Consider the following 19,193-nt stretch of genomic DNA (forward strand, 5'->3'; position numbering starts at 1 on the left):
CTCACACCGCGCCTCCGGTGTAATGCTTCCCTTTCAGCTCAACGATTTCTTGGCATGTTACGCAGCACTGCACGCCCGGAATGGCACGGCGGCGAGCTGAAGGGATTGGTGCATCACATTCGATGCAAAGCACAAGGGAAACGCCCGGCGCTCTGTTGCGGGCATTGTGGATGTGGCGTTGCAGCTGTTCTTCAACGCGCTGCTGTACGAGATCCATAGAATCAGCCATCAGTGCAGCTCCTGAGATTCGTTTTCGTAGCGGGTTGCTTCGCGGCGCAGCAGTTCAGCCGCTTCAATACCGTTTAACCCTCTGTTGGTGATATGGGTTGCCAGCGCCTCAAGGCGGATTGAAACAGCGAGTGCGCGGCCTTTGCGCTCCTCACGTTTGACAATATCGATCACCGCCATAAGCTGGTCGGTTTCTGGCACAACCATTTTTGGTAATTCTTTCTGCATTTCTCTTTCTCCTGAATTTGGGCAAAAGAATGCCCGGCGGGTTTACGCCATTAATTTCTGTTGTGGGTTAATTCGGCATGGTTAGCCGTTTGGGAAATAAGCTCACCACTGCACGAAATTGATTCATTGCTTTAACCAGTTCCCGCTTTTCGTCAGTAGTCAGATCACTAATATTGACGCCGTGACGTTCTGCCGGTATTTTTGCCATAAAGAATATGGCTGCCAGTGCCCGCTCATTTTGTTTATGGTTTATATCGCGGCGATCGCGCATATCTTTAATAAACCTTTCAAGCTCTGGCTCAATATTCAGACCAAACACATTCGCCCTTAATTCCGCTATGCGATTCAGCCCTTCCATACGTTGGCCCGGGCTTAATGGAACAGTCGCCGCAGCGCCTTCAATAGCCATGGCTTCCCCCGCTTGGTAGTGGTCAGCCCTGCCAGCAGTTCATTCTGAGAGCGGGACGGGTGCCAGCGCTTGCCATCTTTCCCGATAATCCAGCCATGGCCGCAATGCATAGCCTGGCTTTGTTTAACTAAAAGCGATGCGAATGACGGTTCTTTAGTCAGCATAATCACCTCAGATGATGCCGAACGAAGCGCCAAGGCCCGTTACGGTGTCCACCGCACTTGCCATAGCGGGGTTGGCCTGCAGGCGGGCCTGCATGGAAACGGCAGCCAGCGCCATCAGGCGAGTCACTGAGTTAATGCTGCTGATCACATTACGGCGCCCGGCAGTAGTTCTCACATCGCCGGTAACGGCGCCGGCAGCAACACGCCCTATCTCAGCGGTGGCGCTCATGACGTAGTGTGGCAACTTCTCTTTTGCCACTTCGTTCATCGGTACGCATGGTAGGCAGTGAATCTGTGCCAGGAAACCGTCAACCAAGGTGGAGTCCTCAGTGAGATCGGTAAGCAGCCAGATTTCAGGCGGCGTGAGCTGATGCGGCTGATCCGGGTTCAGCTTATTGCGCAGCGTCTGGACATTCATTTCCGCGCGTTCTGCCAGCTTCGCCATGTTGTGACGCAGTGCGAAAGCCCGGCAGGCCTCTTCAAAGTGTGGATGTTTGGAAATCTTATAATCAAACATGTGAGCCCCCTAGAAAGTTCTCATAATTGAACTTACTGACCAACAACAACGCGGAAGTTGGAATGACCAAGGGACTCACGAACCTGATCGGTTTTGTACATCAAGTAACGCAGGCTTACACGACCCTTATTTTTTTCTTTCTTAACCATGTATTTAGCAAGCTGACCATGGTGGATTTTTTGATAAACAGAGCCGCGGGAAATGCCTTCCCATTCCGCGAACTCTGCAGGTGTAGCCATCTCTTTTGGTACTCGAATTGAAATATCTGTGCTCATAGTGCAGTATCTCTTAGTTTGTTTTCTCTTCATCTCGTTTTATGTGGTTTGGTTTTGCTTTCCAAACCATGATTGGATATTAAGATCACTTTTTATGTACGTCAAGGGGTTTGATTATGAGTTTGATCAAGGCGGGGAATGATAGTGGTGGGCGTGATGCAATCAACAGGCTTATTAAGGCCTACAATTTCAGCTCACGTCAGCAGCTCTGCGAACATCTGGACGTATCTAAAAGCACTATGGCTAACAGATACTTAAGAGATAGCTTTCCCGCTGAATGGGTAATTCAATGCGCCCTTGAAACAGGAATTTCCCTTCTATGGCTGGCTACCGGTCAGGGAGATATGTATGCGAGTGAGAACGAAGAAAAGAATCTCAAAAACGAACCCCCTGTCACGGTAAGACCACTTTCTAAAATTGTGGCTCCCAGTATCAAACATGCTGAGTTGAAGAATGGCGAACTGCTTCCGAGTGATGAAATCCTTCTCGATAGCAGACTGCTGGATGGTGAATCATCCAACTCTCTTTTTGTAAAAACAGCTAGTGATAGCTTTGTAGTGGATACGTCTGTGAAACAAATCAGCAATGGTTATTGGCTGGTAGACATCGACGGCGTTAAAAGCTTTGTCAAGATTGCCCGCATTCCTGGCAATAAAATTGTGGTTCATCAGGATGAAGCATCTTTTGAGTGTGCTGTAGATGATGTAGAGGTAATTGGCCGCGCAGTAAAAGTCATTAAGAGCATCTAATCATGACGATCCGAAAGCAGCCGAACGGAAAATGGTTGTGCGAGTGTTACCCAAACGGGCGTGACGGCAAACGCGTACGCAAGCAATTTGCGACGAAGAGCGAGGCTGTAGCATTCGAAAAGTTCACCATGGATGAGGTGAACAAAAAGCCGTGGCTGGGTGAAAAAGAAGATCGGCGTCGTTTGTCAGAACTGATTGAGCAGTGGCACTCTCTTTATGGCCAGACGCTCTCAGACCCCAAACGCCTGATGGCGAAACTGAACATTATCTGCAATGGGCTGGGCGATCCGGTCGCATCTGAGTTAACGGCCGGTGACTTTACGAAATATCGTGAAGCACGGTTGAAAGGTGAGGTACGTAACAAAGAAGGCGCGCTAATGTCGCCAGTAAAACCTCGCACGGTAAATCTTGAACAGCGTAACTTATCATCCGTTTTTGGCACCCTGAAGAAGCTGGGCCACTGGGCAGCTCCTAACCCACTAGCTGGGCTACCAACATTCAAAATCGCAGAGGGTGAATTGGCGTTCCTGGCCTCGGACGAAATTAAACGCCTGCTTGATGCCTGCGCTGATTCTCAAAGCCCTAGCCTATTGATGATCGCAAAGGTATGCCTAGCTACCGGCGCGCGGTGGAGTGAAGCCGAAAACCTTAAAGGCCATCAGTTATCAAAATACCGGATCACCTATACCAAAACCAAAGGCAAGAAAAACCGAACCGTACCGATATCTCAGGAGCTTTATGATGAACTTCCCAAAAACAGAGGGAATCTATTCACACCATGCAGAAAAGCCTTTGAGCGCGCAGTGAAGCGAGCCGGGATCGATCTACCAGAGGGACAATGCACTCATGTGCTGCGCCATACTTTCGCCAGTCATTTTATGATGAACGGTGGAAACATACTTGTGCTTAAAGAAATACTTGGTCATGCCGATATAAAAATGACTATGATTTATGCGCACTTTTCACCAGACCATCTGGAAGATGCCATAACAAAAAACCCATTAAATAATTTAGAGTAAAATCATGGAAAATAAAAACAAGATAAAAAATGAGAAAAAACACACTTTGTGGATTAATTACTTCTTAGAGAAGTTATTAACACACACAGAACTGAATCCACCGTTTAAAATCAAAGGGGATATCGCAAGTGATTTCTCCAATCGTTGCAATATTTACAATGACCTTCTTGATGTAGTAATCAAAGAAAACGTTAATGAGTGTGGACGCTACCTTAAACCCTTCATTAGCAGGATAAAAAATATTCAAACTTGTATCCAGAAGTCTTTAGAGGAGTTTTTATCCGGTGACATTAAGTCAGCATATGATGTATTTGATGAAGTGATGTCTAAAGAGGCGACAGTAACTCAACTGAATTATATCAGCGTATTGCTTAAGGATATTTGTAGTAAAGATGAACCTCTATATCGAGTAAGAAAATCAGAATCTGCCTTAACAGACCACGAACATATTTTCCACATACCATTTTCAAAAAGATATCTTGTTAATGCTCAGCGCTATTCTGTTGCTGGTCAACCATGTTTATATCTTGGCACATCTTTATATGTTTGTTGGCAAGAGATGGGAAAACCAGATTTTGACAAACTATACATATCATCGTTTATTACTGATGATGATAAATCAAAAATATTAAATTTTGCATCACACCACCTAACGCTTCCAATAAAAAACACAGCCAGTGATGAACAATTATATTTTGACAATAGAACTAAAGCATCTTATTTTATATTTTGGCCATTAATAATAGCTTGTAATTATCTGAAAACAAATGAGAGTGCCTCATTCACGCCAGAATATATCATTCCGAATCTTTTAATGCAATGGATTGGACGTCGAGTCAAATCCCCAATTGCTGGAATAGCATATTTTTCTACTAAAATGCCCACATCAAGAAATAGCAGATACTCAATCAATGTCGTATTACCACCTAAGGCGACATATAAACAGTCGGTAACGAACGAATACTGTCCAAGATTGAGTTCATCGTTTGAATTTACAGCGCCAATGTCTTGGCAAGTACTTAAAACTCTTGATTATCAAAACCATTTACCCCTTTCTAAAGAGCAAGAGAATGCAATCATGTATCTGAAGAAAAAAGAAAAGCTCTCAGGTATTGCAAACTTTGAGGAAGATATCGTCAAACTATATCCACTTACTGATTTTTACAAGTTACAACTACTAGTAGATCGACTGTTTAAGCATCAAAAAATCGTTCAAAAGGTGTCGAGCTAAATGGCGACATATTGGCGGCAGAGCAATAAAAACGCATAAAACGGACAAATACAAAATAACACTAACACTCTGTTTTAAAACGTAAATTACTGTTTTAATTATAGTAAAAATGGTATGTAGAAATTTCGGACGCGGGTTCAACTCCCGCCAGCACCAAAATTCTCCATCGGCGATCACCAGAGTCGACTGATGAAGTCCTGAAAGCCCGCACGGCGCAAGCCCTGCGGGCTTTTTTGTGCCCCATGCCCACGGTTCCTTCCATCCCTTTGACAAACATCAACCCCTTCCCCCTTCTCCTGTGCAAAATTACCCACACCACCCAGCGCTACGGAATAGCCGCTCAACCCGGAAGGAACCCACCATGTACAGACCCATAACCGTTATTATCTTCATTCTCCTGACTCTCGCCGCCCTTGCTGAAATAGGCTTTTTATCCTTTGGATAATCCTCAGGCGAAATATCCCTCAGCAGGGCACATTGATCTCATTACAGTTTTTTCCTAAAGCCATCCCGTTTCGCCTGTGCCATGCTGAATCACGCTCATAACCGATAACGTTAAATGAGGATATTATGAAAAAAACAATTATCGCATTATCTGCCGTTCTGCTGGCTTCCCCAGTATTTGCTGCGACCACACATGCAACTGACGATACCGTCGCTGCGGCGAACGCAAACGCCAACGAGGCGAAGCAAAAACTGCACGCAGAGCAGAACAAAGGTGAAGAGCTGAAGCTGAAACAGAAGCATGCTGCGGAGGGTAAAAGCGAAAGCCTGGGCAGCAAGGTCAGCGAAGATTCCCAGAAAGCCTGGCATAAAACCAAACAAGGCACCGAGAAAGGGTGGGATGCCACCAAAGAAGGCGCTGAGAAAGGCTGGAACAAAACCAAAGAAGGTGCCAGCGAGCTGGAAAAGAAAGTCACTGAGTAATCCCTTTGAAAGGCCGCGCAAGCGGCCTTTTTTATTCCCCGCAGCTCTGCGTTCTCAAGGCTACACTTGTCACCAGGTCCGGTTATCGCGCTCCGGTTGAAATAACGTCAACAAAGCCGAATAGATCCCGGGGGTGACGCGTTTACTCCCTGCCCCCCTAAAAGAGATCCTGAGATGCTTCGACGCCTGGTGATAGTGCTTGTTTTGATTTGTCCGTGGGCGATGGCTGCCCCGAAGAGCTACATAATTGACACCAATAACACCGCCATTCGGCTGTCGTGGCATGCCTTTGGCGGCATCCTCTCCTGGGCGACGTTCAGCGGCGTGACGGGCGCCGTGACGCTCAACCCGGAAAATGACGTCGACGACCATATTCACGTCACCATTCCCGTAGCGACTCTCGTAGCCTCAAACAAGCTGCTCACCTGGCAGCTGAAAAGCGATATGTTTTTTGAATCCGAGCGCTACCCGACTATCGAGTTCATCAGCTCTCGCGTGGTCGCCCAGGGCGACGGGCGGTTCAGGGTGTTCGGCACGTTGACCGTACGAAACATCGCCCGCCCGGTGATCCTGGAGGCCATCGTGAAAGACCCACACGCGCAGGCCCTCACGCTGGATGCCACGACGGCGATCTCGCGCGCGGCCTACGGGATGGATAAGTTTGCGCTGGTCGTGGACGATCGTATTGCCATCGCTATTGCGATTCAGACGAACGACGTGCCGTCATCCTGAGATGAGCCGCTGTAGCTGCTCCGCGTTTCCCCGCAGGTGAGACGGCGGGTTGCGGCCAATCAGGACAAACTGGTAGCCCGCCTCCTGCCACCACGCCAGGTTCATGCCGTGCCGCTGCTCCTGGCGCAGAGAGGCCATAGTCTTCTCATCTACAGGAGAGATACAGAGCGCCATCGGGCCGTAGTCGGCGTTAATCCAGGCAATCTGCGCGATCGAGGTGGTTTCATAGCGCAGCATTCGCACCATTTTCAGCTCTGCCCCCTGCAGGACAAGCTGCGACATGTGCAGCTTGATGCCGATGTCCTGCGCGGCTCGTTCCAGCCCGCGCTGCAGGACCGGCGTTGCGCTGTCCATATCCAGCAGCGTCTCAACGCTGTACAGGGACATATATTGCGCTTCGAGGTCGCGAATATGAGCGTTCTCATCCGCTGGCGCGGAAGCGGGCCGCAGCAGGTAGCCCAGCCCGGATCCGACCATCAAAAAACTGACCGACGCGGCGATCAGCGCCCGCCTGCTGACGCCAGCCGGCGTGGAGGATTGTGGATCGGGAAGTGCCGCCAGACGCGCCTGCATTGCCTCAAGTGGCGCCTCATCCAGCATGTGGGCAAACGCCCCGGCGAAATCCTGGCTGCTTTTCATCAGTTCGTTGGTTCGCCCGGAGAGGCGTTCGTCACTTTTCAACTGTTCTTCAAATTGCTGCGCGTCGACGCGGCACATCTCGCCATCAATCCATGCCACGATAGCGTCGTCGTTATAGGGCGGTGCAAAACGGTGCGAGTTCAAGAGCGTTTCTCCTTTGCCGGAGGCAGTGCGTCAGCGGATCTGGCAAGCCGAGCCCGCGCCGTCGCCAGCCGGCTCATCACGGTACCGATAGGCACAGCCAGAGTGTCCGCCGCCTCCTGGTAGGTAAAGCCTTCGACATAAACCAAAAATACCGCGTTGCGCTGGGCTTCAGGCAGCGCGTTGACGCGCTGCATCACCTTCATGTAATGCAGGCGCGTCTCATCCTGTTCGCGGGTGTCCGGCGCCAGAAGCTCGTCGCTGGCCACAAATCCCTGCCCCTGACGCACGTGTCGTGCCCGAAGCTCAGAGATCCAGATGGAGTGCAGTATCGCGAACAGCCACCTGTCGATGCGCGTGCCCGGCGTATACTGGCTGCTCCTTTCAAGCGCACGCACGCAGGTGGACTGAACCAGCTCTTCGGCGATATCCCTGTTTCGCGACAGCACCAGCCCATAGCGCCAGAGGCGCGGCAGGTGTGCGGCTAACTGTTGACGAACCTCACTGGTAGCGATGTGTTTTCCCTCCACGAGAAAATCAGGATTCCGGATGCCCGTTGATGGCGGCCTGCAGGTCACGGTACTCCTCGCAGGACTGGCCACAAATACCGGCAATCACCTTCAGCTGTTCTTTCGCGAGGTCAGGACGTCCTTTTACCATCCACGCTTCACCGAGATATTCCCGGGCTTTGGCATAATCCGGTGCGATAGCCAGCGCGCGCTGGTAGTAACCAATCCCTTCGTCCGTGCGGCCAAGCTTGCGCGTGGCGAACCCGCGATAGTTCCACGCTTCAGCCGTATTGCCATTTTTCAGCGAATCAAGCAGGTTCAGCGCCGCCTGGTACTCGCCTTTCTTCGCGAGATGGTACGCATAGTTGGTTTTGTCCTGGTCGCTGAGGCTGCTGCTCTTGTCCGGCACGCATTTCTGGGTGGCGCTGTCATACACCTGTCCGGAAGGACAATCGGGCGTTTTGCTCTCGGTACTATTATTGCCCATTGCCAGCGCCAGGGGGGACAGCAGGGAAAAAATCAGCACCGGGATCAAACGAAACGAGATCGTGTTCATATAAAGCTCCAGGGTAAGAAGGAAGTGACGTCAGTAAACGCCCGACTGACGATTTTTATTCATTCTCCCCGTGAATTTTTTGCTGTCGCAAAATCATGCTGACGTCGTAGCACCAATGGAAATAAATCAGGTTATTTTACCCTTTACTTAACGCTATTATTTTCGCGTGATAGCAGAGTTTTAAGCCTGCATAAGAATATATTTTATTGTGTGAGTGACATAATATATCTTATATCAAAAACGTTACCCTAACTTAAATACATATTAAGCGCGCTTAAACAATAACGTTTTATATTATATTAAAAATGTCCCCTACCAATTATCATACTGCGTAAATCATATTCAGAATCAACGTCACAGGTTAAAACTAAAATGATATAAAACAAAAGGTTGAGCCAAGTAAATTATTAACCACCCCAATACATTAATGCCCTCTTCATTGTTTTGGCACTTATTTACGAAAGCTTAATTTGCACAACCTTCGTTTTCTGTCTATATCATTTTTATATTCTAAAAAATAATTCCTCTATTAATTACAGGGTTTTACACGATACAAAACACCCATAAAAATTGTTCACTTTTATAAGTCATTAGATTCGCTCTGATGTTGCCACTCTGAATTCTGGCGGGCATCGTGCGCGCTAAAAACAACGGTCAGTGCTGCGTAATAACAGCGACTGCGCCGGGGGCGCCCTTTACCTTCTGCAGAGATGGCTCGTCTTGCTCGCCGTTCATGACACATCTGCTGGAGTAATGCCTAAATGAGCCAAATCTCTGTTATATCGAAACTTACTGGCGTGGAAACGACCACGGAAGGCACACAGGTTACCCTGAGCCATTCCTCTATCGTTGAGCTTAATGTCGAGCGAGCGAGCGTCTCCCACTTCGCGCGAAACGGTAACGATCTGCTGGTTACGCTGCACTCCGGCGAGGTGATCACCCTTAAAAACTTCTACGTCACGGACGCGCAGGGCGTGAGCCAGCTGGTACTGCAGGACAGCAACGGCGCATTATGGTGGATTGAAGATCCGACCGGAGCCGCCACGTACGAATCCATCGCGTCTACGGACGTGCTGCTTGCGGCCTCCGGGAGCGACGCCGGTGGTGCAGCCATCTGGCCATGGGCACTGGGCGGAATTGCCGCAGCGGGCGGCATCGCGGCGGCGGCAAGCACCGGCGGCGGTGATAGTGGCGGCAGTAACAATTCGGCCAATGCGGATACGACAGCGCCGAACGCGCCTTCCGGCCTTAAGTTCTCTTCAGATGGCAAAACCGTCACCGGTACCGCAGAACCCGGCAGTACCATCACGCTGAAAGACGCGAACGGCAACGTCATTGGCACAGGAAAAACGGGCAGCGACGGCAGCTTTACCGTCTCTCTCGACACACCGTTGACTAACGGCGAGCAGGTGACCGCCACCGCGACGGATAACGCCGGGAATACCAGCCCGGGCACAACGCTCAACGCGCCGGACACCACCGCGCCCGATGCGCCAGCAATCACCAGCGTAACGGACGATATCGCCCCGCAGACGGGAGCAGTCAGCAGCGGCGGCAGCACCAACGATCAGCGCCCGCAGCTTACCGGCACCGGCGAAGCAGGTTCGACCGTGACGATTTATGACGGCGGGGTCGCCATTGGTACAGCGGTCGTCGCCAGCAACGGCACCTGGACCTTTACCCCGTCGGTTGATCTGAGCGAAAGCACTCACCAGATTACCGTGCGGGCAACCGACGCCGCCGGCAACACCGGGCCTGCCTCGCCGGTGTTTACCCTGACGGTGGATCTTACTCCGCCGGACGCGCCGAGCGCGATTGTGCTGACCGACGATACGGGCCTTATCAAGGGAACCATCACGTCTGTCGCGCCAACCGATGCTTCACTGCCCATCCTCGCGGGAACCGGCGAGCCCGGCGGAACCATCACCATCTACGATAACGGCGTGGTGGTTGGCACAACGACGGTATTGCCCAACGGCACCTGGAGCGTCACGCCGAACGGCCCGCTTCCGGACGGGACACACTCCATAACCGTCACTGAAACCGATGCCGCCGGAAACCTGAGCGCGACCTCAGAGCCCGTCATCTTCACCGTGGACACCACGCCGCCGTCTGCCCCGGGTAATCTCGAGGTTTCGAATGATGGCGGCACCATCAGCGGCATCGCGGAAGCTGGCAGCACGGTGACCATCCGTGAAGGTAATGTCACCCTTGGCACTGTTGTTGCCGACAGCGAAGGGAACTTTAGCCTGACGCTGACCCCGCCGAAGCTCAACGGCGAAATCCTGACCGCTGACGCCACCGACGCGGCGGGCAACACGGGGCCCGCAACCTCCGCGGCGTCACCGGATATTACCCCACCGCAGACGCCAATTATCGTGTCGGTGATTGATGACCTGCAGGCCACCACCGGCCCCGTGGGCCAAAACGGCCTCACCAACGACCGGGCCCCGACCGTGAACGGGACGGGCGAAGCGGGCTCGACCATCACGATTTATAACGGCAGCGATGTCCTCGGTACGACGGTTGTTCCCTCCTCCGGCCTGTGGAGCTTTACGCCGCCCGCACCGCTGACCGATGGCACCTGGGTGCTGACCGCGAAGGCGACGGATCCCGCCGGTAATCCAAGCGGGTTATCAGACCCGTGGACAATTAACGTCGACGGCACGGCACCCGGCGCCCCGGTGATTTCACAAGTTGTGGACGATGTTCCCGGTCGCACCGGCTCGCTCGACATTTATGAGACCACTAACGACGCAACCCCGACGCTCAGCGGTACCGCCGAAGCAAACGCGACGGTCACCGTGCGCGTGGACGGTGTTGCTATTGGTACGACCGTCGCCAATGGTCTTGGCGTATGGATCTTTACGCCTTCCTCGCCGATCGGTGAGGGTCCGCACGCCCTGACCGCCGTCGCGACCGATGCGGCAGGTAACACCAGCGGCGTCTCCAACACCTGGACTCTGACGATTGACAGCGTCGCGCCTGCCGCCCCGGTCATTACCCAGGTGCTGGATGATGTGCCGGAGCGCCTCGGTGCGCTCAACCCCAACGACAGCACCAACGACACCACGCCGACGCTCAACGGTACGGCTGAACCTGGCTCAAGCGTCACCATCCGCCTGGATGGCACCGATCTTTTCACGGTCCTGGTCGACGACAACGGCACGTGGACCTATACCCTCACCACGCCTCTTGGCAGCGGGCCTCATACCTTTACCGTTGTCGCCACCGATGCGGCGGGTAACACCAGCCAGCCGTCAGGCGGCTTTACCCTGACCGTCGATACCACGCCGCCTGCGGCGGCAACCATCGCCACCGTGACCGATGACGTCGGCGGCGTTCAGGGCACGCTCAGCAGCGGCGATACCACGGATGACACCACACCGCTGCTGCAGGGCACCGCCCCGGCTGACGCGGCGATCACCGTCTATGACGGCGCCACCCTGCTCGGTACCGCCACCCTCGACGGCAGCGGGGGCTGGAGCTTTACGCCCGTTACCCCGCTCACCGACGGCCCGCATTCCCTGACGGTTCACGCCACGGATGCCGCAGGCAATACCACCATCTCCAGCCCGTTTGTATTGACGGTGGATACCGTCGCGCCTGCCACGCCGGACGTCCCGGCCATCACCGTCAATCCTGACGGAACAACAACAACGCTGAACCCGGGCGAAACCACCCGCGACACCACGCCAACCCTGAGCGGTACCGGCACGGCGGGCGATACCGTGACGATCTACAACAACGGCGCCAAAATCGGCGACGCTGTCGTGGACAGTACCGGCAGCTGGTCGTGGACGCCATCACCCCCACTGTCCGGCGGTACCTATGACATCACCCTGACCGTCACCAACGTGGACGGCACGGGCAACGAAAGCGCCCCGTCGCAGCCGGTAACCATCACCATTGATACCGAAGCGCCGGCTACGCCTGCGGCACCGACCGTCACCGACAGCGTCACCCAGATCACCGGCCCCGTACCCGATGGCGGAACCACCAACGATCCGCGCCCGGTCCTGAGCGGCACCGGCACGCCGAACGACGTCATCAACATCACTGACACCGTCAACGGCATATCGACCGTCGTGGGCACCGTCACGGTAGACAGCAGCGGCAACTGGAGCTGGCGCCCTGGCAGCGACATTGCCGAGGGCAGCCACGCCTATACCGCCACCGCCACCGATGAAGCGGGCAACGTCTCTGACCCTTCTCCAGCGATTACCATCATCGTGGATACCCTGGCGCCGGATACGCCGGTGATTAGTGCAGTGGGCGGTGAGCCTAACGGTGGCTACATCACGGATACCACACCGACAGTGGGCGGAACCGGCGTCAACGGTGAGACGGTGATCGTCTATAACAACGGCGTCGAAGTGGGCCGTGTCGTGGTGGCTAACGGGGAATGGAACCTGACGCTTCCAACGCAAACGGACGGTCCGCTCAACATTACCGTGGCGGGCGTGGACGCAGCGGGTAACGTCAGCGCGCCGAGTTCAGTCTTTACCGTTACCCTCGATACCGTTGCGCCTGAGATCCCCGTCATTAGCGCCGTAGCTGACGGCCAGCTGTCTAATAACGTGCTCTACACGAAGGACGGCACGCCAACCCTTACCGGGACCGGTGAACCCGGTACCACCGTTATCGTTTCCGTAGACGGCACGCCATCTACGGTGCTGGTGACGGTCCAGCCGGGCGGCACCTGGAGCTGGACTGCCGACACGACGCTGCCGGATGGCCCGCATACCTTCACCGTCTCTTCCCGCGACCCCGCGGGTAATCTCTCAGGCAGTTCAGCGCCGCTGAGCGTGACGGTAGACACCGTCGCCCCGGCAGATCCGGGCAACATGCTGCTGGCTGATGAAGGAACACCGCTGACCGGTACCGGTGAAGTGGGAAGCATCATTACCGTGACAAACGGTTCCACGGTCATTGGTACCGGCGTTGTCGGCAGCGACGGCAACTTCTCCATTGCGCTGAGCCCGGCGCAGCTGGATCCGACCACGCTGACCGTGACCGCTACGGATGCCGCAGGGAATGCCAGCGCGGGCGTGCCTTTTGTCGTCGTCGATTCACCGCTCGACCTGCCGCAGGTGCCCGTCATCACGGCGATCGTCGATGATGCAGACCCGATTACTGGCGATGTTAAAGGCAAAACCACTAATGACACCACGCCAACGCTTACCGGTACGGCCGAAGCGGGCAGCCTGATTACCATCTATCAGGACGGTAGCGCGACGCCATTGACGACGGTGACCGCCGACGGCAGCGGCAACTGGAGCTATACGCCAGCCGCGCTTGGCGAAGGGCTGCACACCTTTGAGGTGACGGCGACCCTCAACGGCCAGACCAGCGGCCGTTCTCCGGCGGCCAGCGTCACCGTCGACCTCACCGCACCGGGCACGCCAGCTATCGGCGCGGTGATTGACGACGTCGGTCCGGGCACCGGACCGCTGACCAGCGGCCAGACCACCAACGACAACCAGCCGACCCTCACCGGCACCGGCGCGGTCGGCGATACCATCTCCATCTACAACAACGGCGTGCTGCTGGGGACCGCGGAGGTCGGCAATACGGGCACCTGGAGCTACACCACGCCCGTCCTGACTGAAGGCAACCATATCCTGACCATCCGCGAGACCGATCCGGCGGGGAATCAGAGCGGTCCTTCGGCGGGCTTCACCGTCGTGGTGGACTCCGTTTCCGCCACGCCGGTCATCACCAACGTCACGGATAACGTCGGTAACGCCGCCACCACGGTGGTCAGCGGCACCGAGACGAACGACGCCACGCCAACCCTTTCGGGGACAGCGGACGCAAACAGCGTGGTGACCATTTTCGACGGCGGTACCCAGATTGCCGTGGTAACGGCTGACGGCACCGGCGCGTGGACGTTTACCCCTGACACCGCGCTCGGCGAAGGCTCGCACAGCTTCACCGTCCAGGCGACCGATCCGCTGGGCAACGTCAGCGCGGTCTCAGCTCCCTGGAGCGTGGTGGTTGACCTGACGGCACCGACGGTTCCGACGCTGGATAATGTGAGCGACAACGTCCCTGGCGGCGTCCAGGGTAACCTCACCAGCGGCCAGGTGACCAACGACAGCACCCCGACCATCAGCGGCACCGGGCAGGCGGGCAGCACGATTCACATCATGAATAACGGCACGCAGATTGGCACGACGATCGTTGACGGCAGCGGGAACTGGTCCTTTACGCCGACCGCGCCGCTGGGCGACGGCAGCTACTCCCTGCGCGCGTATGCAACGGATACCGCAGGCAACGCCTCGGCTAACTCATCGGTCTTCGCCTTTACCATTGATACCGCAGCTCCCGGCGTACCGGTGGTGACCAGCGTGATTGACGACGTCGGTCCGGTCACCGGGGCGCTCACGTCGGGTAACAGCACCAACGACGCGCGCCCAACCTTCAACGGTACGGGCGAGGTGGGTTCTACCGTGCACGTGATCGTTGATGGCAACGAAATTGGCACTGCGGTGGTGAATGCCCAGGGCAGCTGGACCTTCACCCCGGGTACCGATCTGGGCGAAGGTCCACACGCCATCACCTTCAATGCCACCGACGTGGCTGGCAATACCGGCAGCACGACGACACCGTTTAACCTGACGGTGGATACGGGCGTGCCGTCGGCGCCGGTCATTTCGACCGCGGGTGACAACGCGGGCAGCATTCAAACTCCGCTCTCTTCCGGGCAGAGCACCGACGACACCACGCCGACGCTAAACGGCACCGCGACCGCCAACGCCACGGTCACCGTGTATGAGAACGGGCAGCCGGTCGGCACCGTTCAGGCGGACGGTACCGGCGCATGGAGCTTTACGCCGTCAACGCCGCTGACCAACGGCAGCCATACCTGGACCGCCACGGTCACCGATGCAGCGGGCAACGTCAGCCTGAACTCGCCGGACTTTACCCTGATTGTGGATACCACCGCACCGAACGCGCCGGTTATCAGCCAGGCGATAGACGACGTGGGCACCATCACCGGCCCGCTTACGTCCGGGCAAACAACCGACGATACGGTACCGCGCCTTGTCGGAACCAGCGAACCGTTTGCCACCGTGAAGATCTATGAGGGAACTACCCTTGTCGGAACGGGCACCGCGGATGGCAACGGAAGCTGGAGTATCTTGCTCAACACCACGCTGACCGCTGGCGCGCACAGCTTCACCGCGCAGGCGACGGATGCGGCAGGCAACACCAGCGTGTCGTCCACCAGCTTTAGCCTCACCGTCGACACCACGCCGCCTGCGCTGCCGGTGCTGACCAGCATTCTGGATGACGTGGGCAATGCGGCGACGCCGGTGGCGAACGGCGGGTTCACCAACGACGCGCAGCCAACCCTCAGCGGTACGGCGGAAGCCGGGTCGACGGTGAAAATCTTCGATAACGGCGTACAAATCGGCAGCGTGACGGCGACCGGCGGGGCGTGGAGCTTTACGCCATCCCCGGCGCTGGGCAACGGTCCGCACAATTTGACCTTTACCGCCACCGATGCGGTGGGCAACGCCAGCGCGCCGACCGCCGGGTACGTGATTAACGTCGATACCCTCGCGCCGGGCGCACCGACCATCATTTCAGTGATTGATGACGTCGGCAGCGTTACCGGCCCGGTGACCGGTACGAATCCGACCAACGACACGCGCCCAACGCTGAGCGGAACCGCCGAAGCGAATGCCACGGTGCGGATCTACGATGGCATCACGCTGGTGGGCACGGTGACCGCCGACGGCAGCGGCAACTGGACCCTGCCGCAAACCACCACGCTGGCGCAAGGCACGCATAACTTCACCGCCACGGCCACCGATGCGGCGGGCAACACCAGCGTGGCGTCAGCCGTGACGACGATTATCGTCGATACGACTGCCCCAACGGCGCCGACCGGGACCTTCAACGCCGACGGTAGCGTCCTGACCGGGACTGCGGAAGCAGGCAGCACCGTCGCGATCCGCCTTGCGGACGGCTCGACGGTGACCGCCATTGCGGGCAGCAACGGCACCTACACCTACACCTTCATTAACAAACAGACCGAAGGCCAGACGCTGCAGATCACCGCCACCGACGCCGCGGGCAACACCTCGCTGCCGGGCTCCGCCCTTGCGCCGGTGGTGCCGCTCTCCGCCAGCAATAACGTCGAAGAGCTGAATCTCAGCACCACGGCAACCGTGACCAACAGCCAGTACAGCGATTACGGCTTCCTGCTGGTCGGCGCCGTGGGCAACGTCCTGACGCTGCTGGGCAATGATACGGCCCAGGTCAACTTCACGGTGGGCAGCGGCGGCAGCGCGGATATCGTGGTGAACGCCAACGCCACGGGTGCGGTGCTCTCTCTGCTCAACACCCTTGAGCTGGTGGTTCAGCATTACGTCAACGGCGCCTGGACCACCGTGGTGGATACCGGCCAACCGCAGTTTGCCGATCTCCTTACCCTCGGCGCAACCGGCGTATCGCTGAACCTGACCGGGCTGGCCGACGGCAACTATCGCGTGCTCAGCTACAACACCAACCTGCTGGCGACCGGCTCCTACACCAGCCTCGACGTGGCGGTGAAAGAGACCGGTCCGGGTACGGTCACGGGCGATACCAGCCTCAACGGCAACGTGATCCTCGATACGGACCCGACAGCCGGCAGCGACAACGCGCCGGCCGGAACCACCATTTCCGCAGTCACTAACGCCCAGGGCGTCACCACCAGCGTGAACGCCGACGGCACGGTGATCCAGGGCAAATACGGTACGCTGACCATCAACCGCGACGGCAGCTACACCTACAACCTGACCGACACCAGCGCCGCGGTCGTTGGCCGGACGGAGAACTTCACCTACACCATCACCCATAACGGCGTCAGCGCGTCGGCGCAGCTGGTGTTGTCTCTGGGTGCCGGTACGGTAATCAACGGCATTGTGGCGGTGGACGATACGGCCTCGCTGACCTTTGACACCACCGTGAGCGAGATTAATAACGGCGCCTCGTCTCAGAACGGTTTTACCCTGGTGGGCATTAATCTCGGCAGCACGCTGGGGCTTAACCTGCTGGACGACATGACCAACCCGATTATCTACAACGTGGAGGAAGGCACGACCCGCACCATGACCATCCAGGCCTCCGTGGGCGGCGTGGCGCTGGCGTCGGTATTCGATCTGTACGTCTATAAGTTCAACAACGCCACCCAGACCTTCGAGCAGGTTCGCTTCGAGTCGGGCTGGCTGCGCGCTCCGCTGCTGGGGGGCTCGTCATCCCAGCTGACGCTGAATCTGCCGGCCGGGGAGTACCTGTTCTTACTCAATACCGCATCGGGGATCGCCGTCCTGACGGGCTACACGCTGAGCGTCCTGCAGGATCATGTCTACAGCGTGGCGAGCATCAGCGAAACCACCACGGGCGACGTGCTGGCGAATGACCCAGTTCCTCCAGGCACGTTGGTCACCGAAGTGAACGGCGTGGCGGTCAACAGCAGTGGAACCACCACCATTCAGGGGGAATACGGCACGCTGACCATCAATTCGTCCGGACAGTACACCTACACCCTGAGAAGCGGCGTGGGAGCGGACCATATCAGCACGCCGGATACCTTCGTCTACACCGTTACCGCGCCTGACGGCTCGAAGGATACGGCATCGCTCAACATCACCCCAACCCCTCGGGCGATGGATGCGGTGAACGATGTCAGCGCCACGATGGACCTCACCTCGGTGCACCACACGTCGGCATACTCGGATACGACCGTGGGCACCGCCAGCTGGACGACGGCCCTGCTCTCGTCAACCCAGGGCTCCGGCAGCGGAACCTTCGTGGTCGACGCGAACACCGCGCTGCACAACGTGTCGCTCCACTTTAACGTGGCCTCGCTGCTGGCGCTGGGCGGGCTGACGGTAAACTGGTCCATCAGCGATGGCTCGGGCGTGATACGCAGCGGCTCCTTCAGCGGCGGCTCGCTGCTGGGCGGCAGTATCGACATCCCGCTCACCGGGCTGGATCTGAATGCCGGGACCTATACGCTGAACTTTACCGGTAGCGTACCGGGGCTGAGCGTGGGGAACATCACCATCACGCCAAGCGTGAACGGCACCACCTACTCGCTGAGTGATTTCGACGTCACCGGCAGCCACACCGTCAACGGCAATATCTTTGACGGTACCGATTCTGGCGGCGTGCTGGATCAGCTCCACTCGGTGGATACCCGTCTGAGCGTGACCGGGTACAACGGCGTGACCACCACGCTGGATCCGTATACCGGCAGCGCAACGGTGAACATCACCGGCCATTACGGCGTCCTGGCGATCGGCGCTGACGGCCATTACACCTATACCCTCAACAGCGGGGTATCGCTCTCATCCATGACGTCGAAGGAGACCTTCAACTACACCCTGACCGACTCCACCGGGAGAACGGACAGCGCCACGCTGACCATCAATATGGCGCCGCAGTTCATCAGTTCGGAACATAACGACGCCATCACCGGTACGGCCTACGGCGATACGCTGATTTACCAGGTGCTGAACAGTACCGTGGGGAATGCCACGGCGGGTAACGTCAGCAGCACCGCGGGCGATCACTGGACCGGCTTCTCGCTGGCGCAGGGGGACAAAATCGACATCGGCGATCTGCTGGTGGGCTGGAACGGTAGCGCCGCGACGCTGGGGAATTATCTCCATGTCACTAATAGTAATGGCAATACCGTGATCTCCATCGACCGTGACGGTGCGGGAGGCACCTACACTAATACCACGCTCGTTACGCTTGATGGCGTTCAGACTACCTACGACGAGCTTGTTAACCAGCAACACATCATTACCTGATAGCACCTGCAAGAGATGACCCGGGCGCACAGCGCCCGGGCATAAATAATAA

General features: G+C 56.6%; 15 protein-coding genes. 6 read left to right on the plus strand and 9 right to left on the minus strand.

The annotated features are described in order from the left end of the window. Nucleotide 1 precedes the first annotated feature (1 nt). The 6 genes from SPH27_RS17605 to SPH27_RS17630 form a co-directional block, all read right to left on the minus strand. Complete coding sequence (locus SPH27_RS17605; protein WP_322435748.1) at nt 2-229, minus strand: TraR/DksA family transcriptional regulator; 228 nt, start codon at nt 227-229, stop codon at nt 2-4. Next, the gene (locus tag SPH27_RS17610; RefSeq protein ID WP_322435756.1) at nt 229-435 is read right to left on the minus strand and encodes a DUF2732 family protein; all 207 of its coding nucleotides are present in this window, start codon (nt 433-435) and stop codon (nt 229-231) included. Before SPH27_RS17610 ends, SPH27_RS17605 begins: the two co-directional genes overlap by 1 nt. 88 nt (nt 436-523) lie before the next feature. Then, nucleotides 524-865, minus strand: coding sequence for a DUF5347 family protein (locus SPH27_RS17615; RefSeq protein WP_160741374.1), 342 nt, complete (start codon nt 863-865; stop codon nt 524-526). Beyond that, on the minus strand, nt 829-1,029 hold the full coding sequence (locus tag SPH27_RS17620) for a phage filamentation protein Fil family protein (RefSeq protein ID WP_322435749.1): 201 nt from the start codon (nt 1,027-1,029) through the stop codon (nt 829-831). Before SPH27_RS17620 ends, SPH27_RS17615 begins: the two co-directional genes overlap by 37 nt. 7 nt (nt 1,030-1,036) lie before the next feature. Then, on the minus strand, nt 1,037-1,546 hold the full coding sequence (locus SPH27_RS17625; protein WP_322435750.1) for a phage regulatory CII family protein: 510 nt from the start codon (nt 1,544-1,546) through the stop codon (nt 1,037-1,039). Nucleotides 1,547-1,578: 32 nt separating this feature from the next. Continuing rightward, nucleotides 1,579-1,821, minus strand: coding sequence for a Rha family transcriptional regulator (locus SPH27_RS17630; RefSeq protein ID WP_032636666.1), 243 nt, complete (start codon nt 1,819-1,821; stop codon nt 1,579-1,581). A 116-nt stretch (nt 1,822-1,937) separates the two neighbouring features. Between SPH27_RS17630 and SPH27_RS17635 the strand changes: the two genes are divergently transcribed. From SPH27_RS17635 to SPH27_RS17655, 5 genes are all read left to right on the plus strand, one after another. Next, on the plus strand, nt 1,938-2,570 hold the full coding sequence (locus tag SPH27_RS17635; RefSeq protein WP_063659098.1) for a phage repressor protein CI: 633 nt from the start codon (nt 1,938-1,940) through the stop codon (nt 2,568-2,570). 2 nt (nt 2,571-2,572) lie between these two features. Further along, entirely contained in the window at nt 2,573-3,589 is a 1,017-nt protein-coding gene (locus SPH27_RS17640) for a site-specific integrase (protein ID WP_322435751.1), read from the plus strand. Nucleotides 3,590-3,593: 4 nt separating this feature from the next. Next, nucleotides 3,594-4,820, plus strand: coding sequence for a hypothetical protein (locus SPH27_RS17645; protein ID WP_322435752.1), 1,227 nt, complete (start codon nt 3,594-3,596; stop codon nt 4,818-4,820). 570 nt (nt 4,821-5,390) lie between these two features. Beyond that, a complete protein-coding gene (locus tag SPH27_RS17650; protein WP_182072742.1) occupies nt 5,391-5,747 on the plus strand; it encodes a hypothetical protein in 357 nt (118 codons plus the stop codon). Nucleotides 5,748-5,921: 174 nt separating this feature from the next. Then, nucleotides 5,922-6,479, plus strand: coding sequence for a YceI family protein (locus SPH27_RS17655; RefSeq protein WP_182072744.1), 558 nt, complete (start codon nt 5,922-5,924; stop codon nt 6,477-6,479). On the opposite strand, the gene SPH27_RS17660 is transcribed toward SPH27_RS17655, so the two are convergent. The 3 genes from SPH27_RS17660 to SPH27_RS17670 are packed head-to-tail and all read right to left on the minus strand — an operon-like array spanning nt 6,471 to nt 8,324. Beyond that, nucleotides 6,471-7,262 carry an anti-sigma factor family protein gene (locus SPH27_RS17660; RefSeq protein ID WP_182072746.1) on the minus strand — a complete coding sequence of 264 codons (792 nt, stop codon included), beginning with the start codon at nt 7,260-7,262 and terminating at the stop codon, nt 6,471-6,473. The genes SPH27_RS17655 and SPH27_RS17660 overlap by 9 nt on opposite strands. Beyond that, nucleotides 7,259-7,789 (minus strand): sigma-70 family RNA polymerase sigma factor, encoded by a 531-nt coding sequence (locus SPH27_RS17665; RefSeq protein ID WP_112778433.1) that lies wholly within the window; start codon nt 7,787-7,789, stop codon nt 7,259-7,261. The genes SPH27_RS17660 and SPH27_RS17665 overlap by 4 nt, the downstream gene beginning before the upstream one ends. A gap of 7 nt (nt 7,790-7,796) precedes the next feature. Then, on the minus strand, nt 7,797-8,324 hold the full coding sequence (locus tag SPH27_RS17670) for a tetratricopeptide repeat protein (RefSeq protein WP_033146334.1): 528 nt from the start codon (nt 8,322-8,324) through the stop codon (nt 7,797-7,799). 761 nt (nt 8,325-9,085) lie between these two features. Between SPH27_RS17670 and SPH27_RS17675 the strand changes: the two genes are divergently transcribed. Further along, nucleotides 9,086-19,141 carry a BapA/Bap/LapF family large adhesin gene (locus SPH27_RS17675; protein ID WP_182072753.1) on the plus strand — a complete coding sequence of 3,352 codons (10,056 nt, stop codon included), beginning with the start codon at nt 9,086-9,088 and terminating at the stop codon, nt 19,139-19,141. The last annotated feature ends 52 nt before the right edge of the window (nt 19,142-19,193 follow it).

The organism is Enterobacter sp. A103, from assembly GCF_034427535.1.
GTDB classification, from domain to species: domain Bacteria; phylum Pseudomonadota; class Gammaproteobacteria; order Enterobacterales; family Enterobacteriaceae; genus Enterobacter; species Enterobacter asburiae_B.

What these genes read in the sequence shown, in the direction of transcription:
- SPH27_RS17605 (WP_322435748.1), bottom strand. Translation starts at nt 229, where the DNA reads ATGGCTGATTCTATGGATCTCGTACAGCAGCGCGTTGAAGAACAGCTG.
- SPH27_RS17610 (WP_322435756.1), bottom strand. Translation starts at nt 435, where the DNA reads ATGGTTGTGCCAGAAACCGACCAGCTTATGGCGGTGATCGATATTGTC.
- SPH27_RS17615 (WP_160741374.1), bottom strand. Translation starts at nt 865, where the DNA reads ATGGCTATTGAAGGCGCTGCGGCGACTGTTCCATTAAGCCCGGGCCAA.
- SPH27_RS17620 (WP_322435749.1), bottom strand. Translation starts at nt 1,029, where the DNA reads ATGCTGACTAAAGAACCGTCATTCGCATCGCTTTTAGTTAAACAAAGC.
- SPH27_RS17625 (WP_322435750.1), bottom strand. Translation starts at nt 1,546, where the DNA reads ATGTTTGATTATAAGATTTCCAAACATCCACACTTTGAAGAGGCCTGC.
- SPH27_RS17630 (WP_032636666.1), bottom strand. Translation starts at nt 1,821, where the DNA reads ATGAGCACAGATATTTCAATTCGAGTACCAAAAGAGATGGCTACACCT.
- SPH27_RS17635 (WP_063659098.1), top strand. Translation starts at nt 1,938, where the DNA reads ATGAGTTTGATCAAGGCGGGGAATGATAGTGGTGGGCGTGATGCAATC.
- SPH27_RS17640 (WP_322435751.1), top strand. Translation starts at nt 2,573, where the DNA reads ATGACGATCCGAAAGCAGCCGAACGGAAAATGGTTGTGCGAGTGTTAC.
- SPH27_RS17645 (WP_322435752.1), top strand. Translation starts at nt 3,594, where the DNA reads ATGGAAAATAAAAACAAGATAAAAAATGAGAAAAAACACACTTTGTGG.
- SPH27_RS17650 (WP_182072742.1), top strand. Translation starts at nt 5,391, where the DNA reads ATGAAAAAAACAATTATCGCATTATCTGCCGTTCTGCTGGCTTCCCCA.
- SPH27_RS17655 (WP_182072744.1), top strand. Translation starts at nt 5,922, where the DNA reads ATGCTTCGACGCCTGGTGATAGTGCTTGTTTTGATTTGTCCGTGGGCG.
- SPH27_RS17670 (WP_033146334.1), bottom strand. Translation starts at nt 8,324, where the DNA reads ATGAACACGATCTCGTTTCGTTTGATCCCGGTGCTGATTTTTTCCCTG.
- SPH27_RS17675 (WP_182072753.1), top strand. Translation starts at nt 9,086, where the DNA reads ATGAGCCAAATCTCTGTTATATCGAAACTTACTGGCGTGGAAACGACC.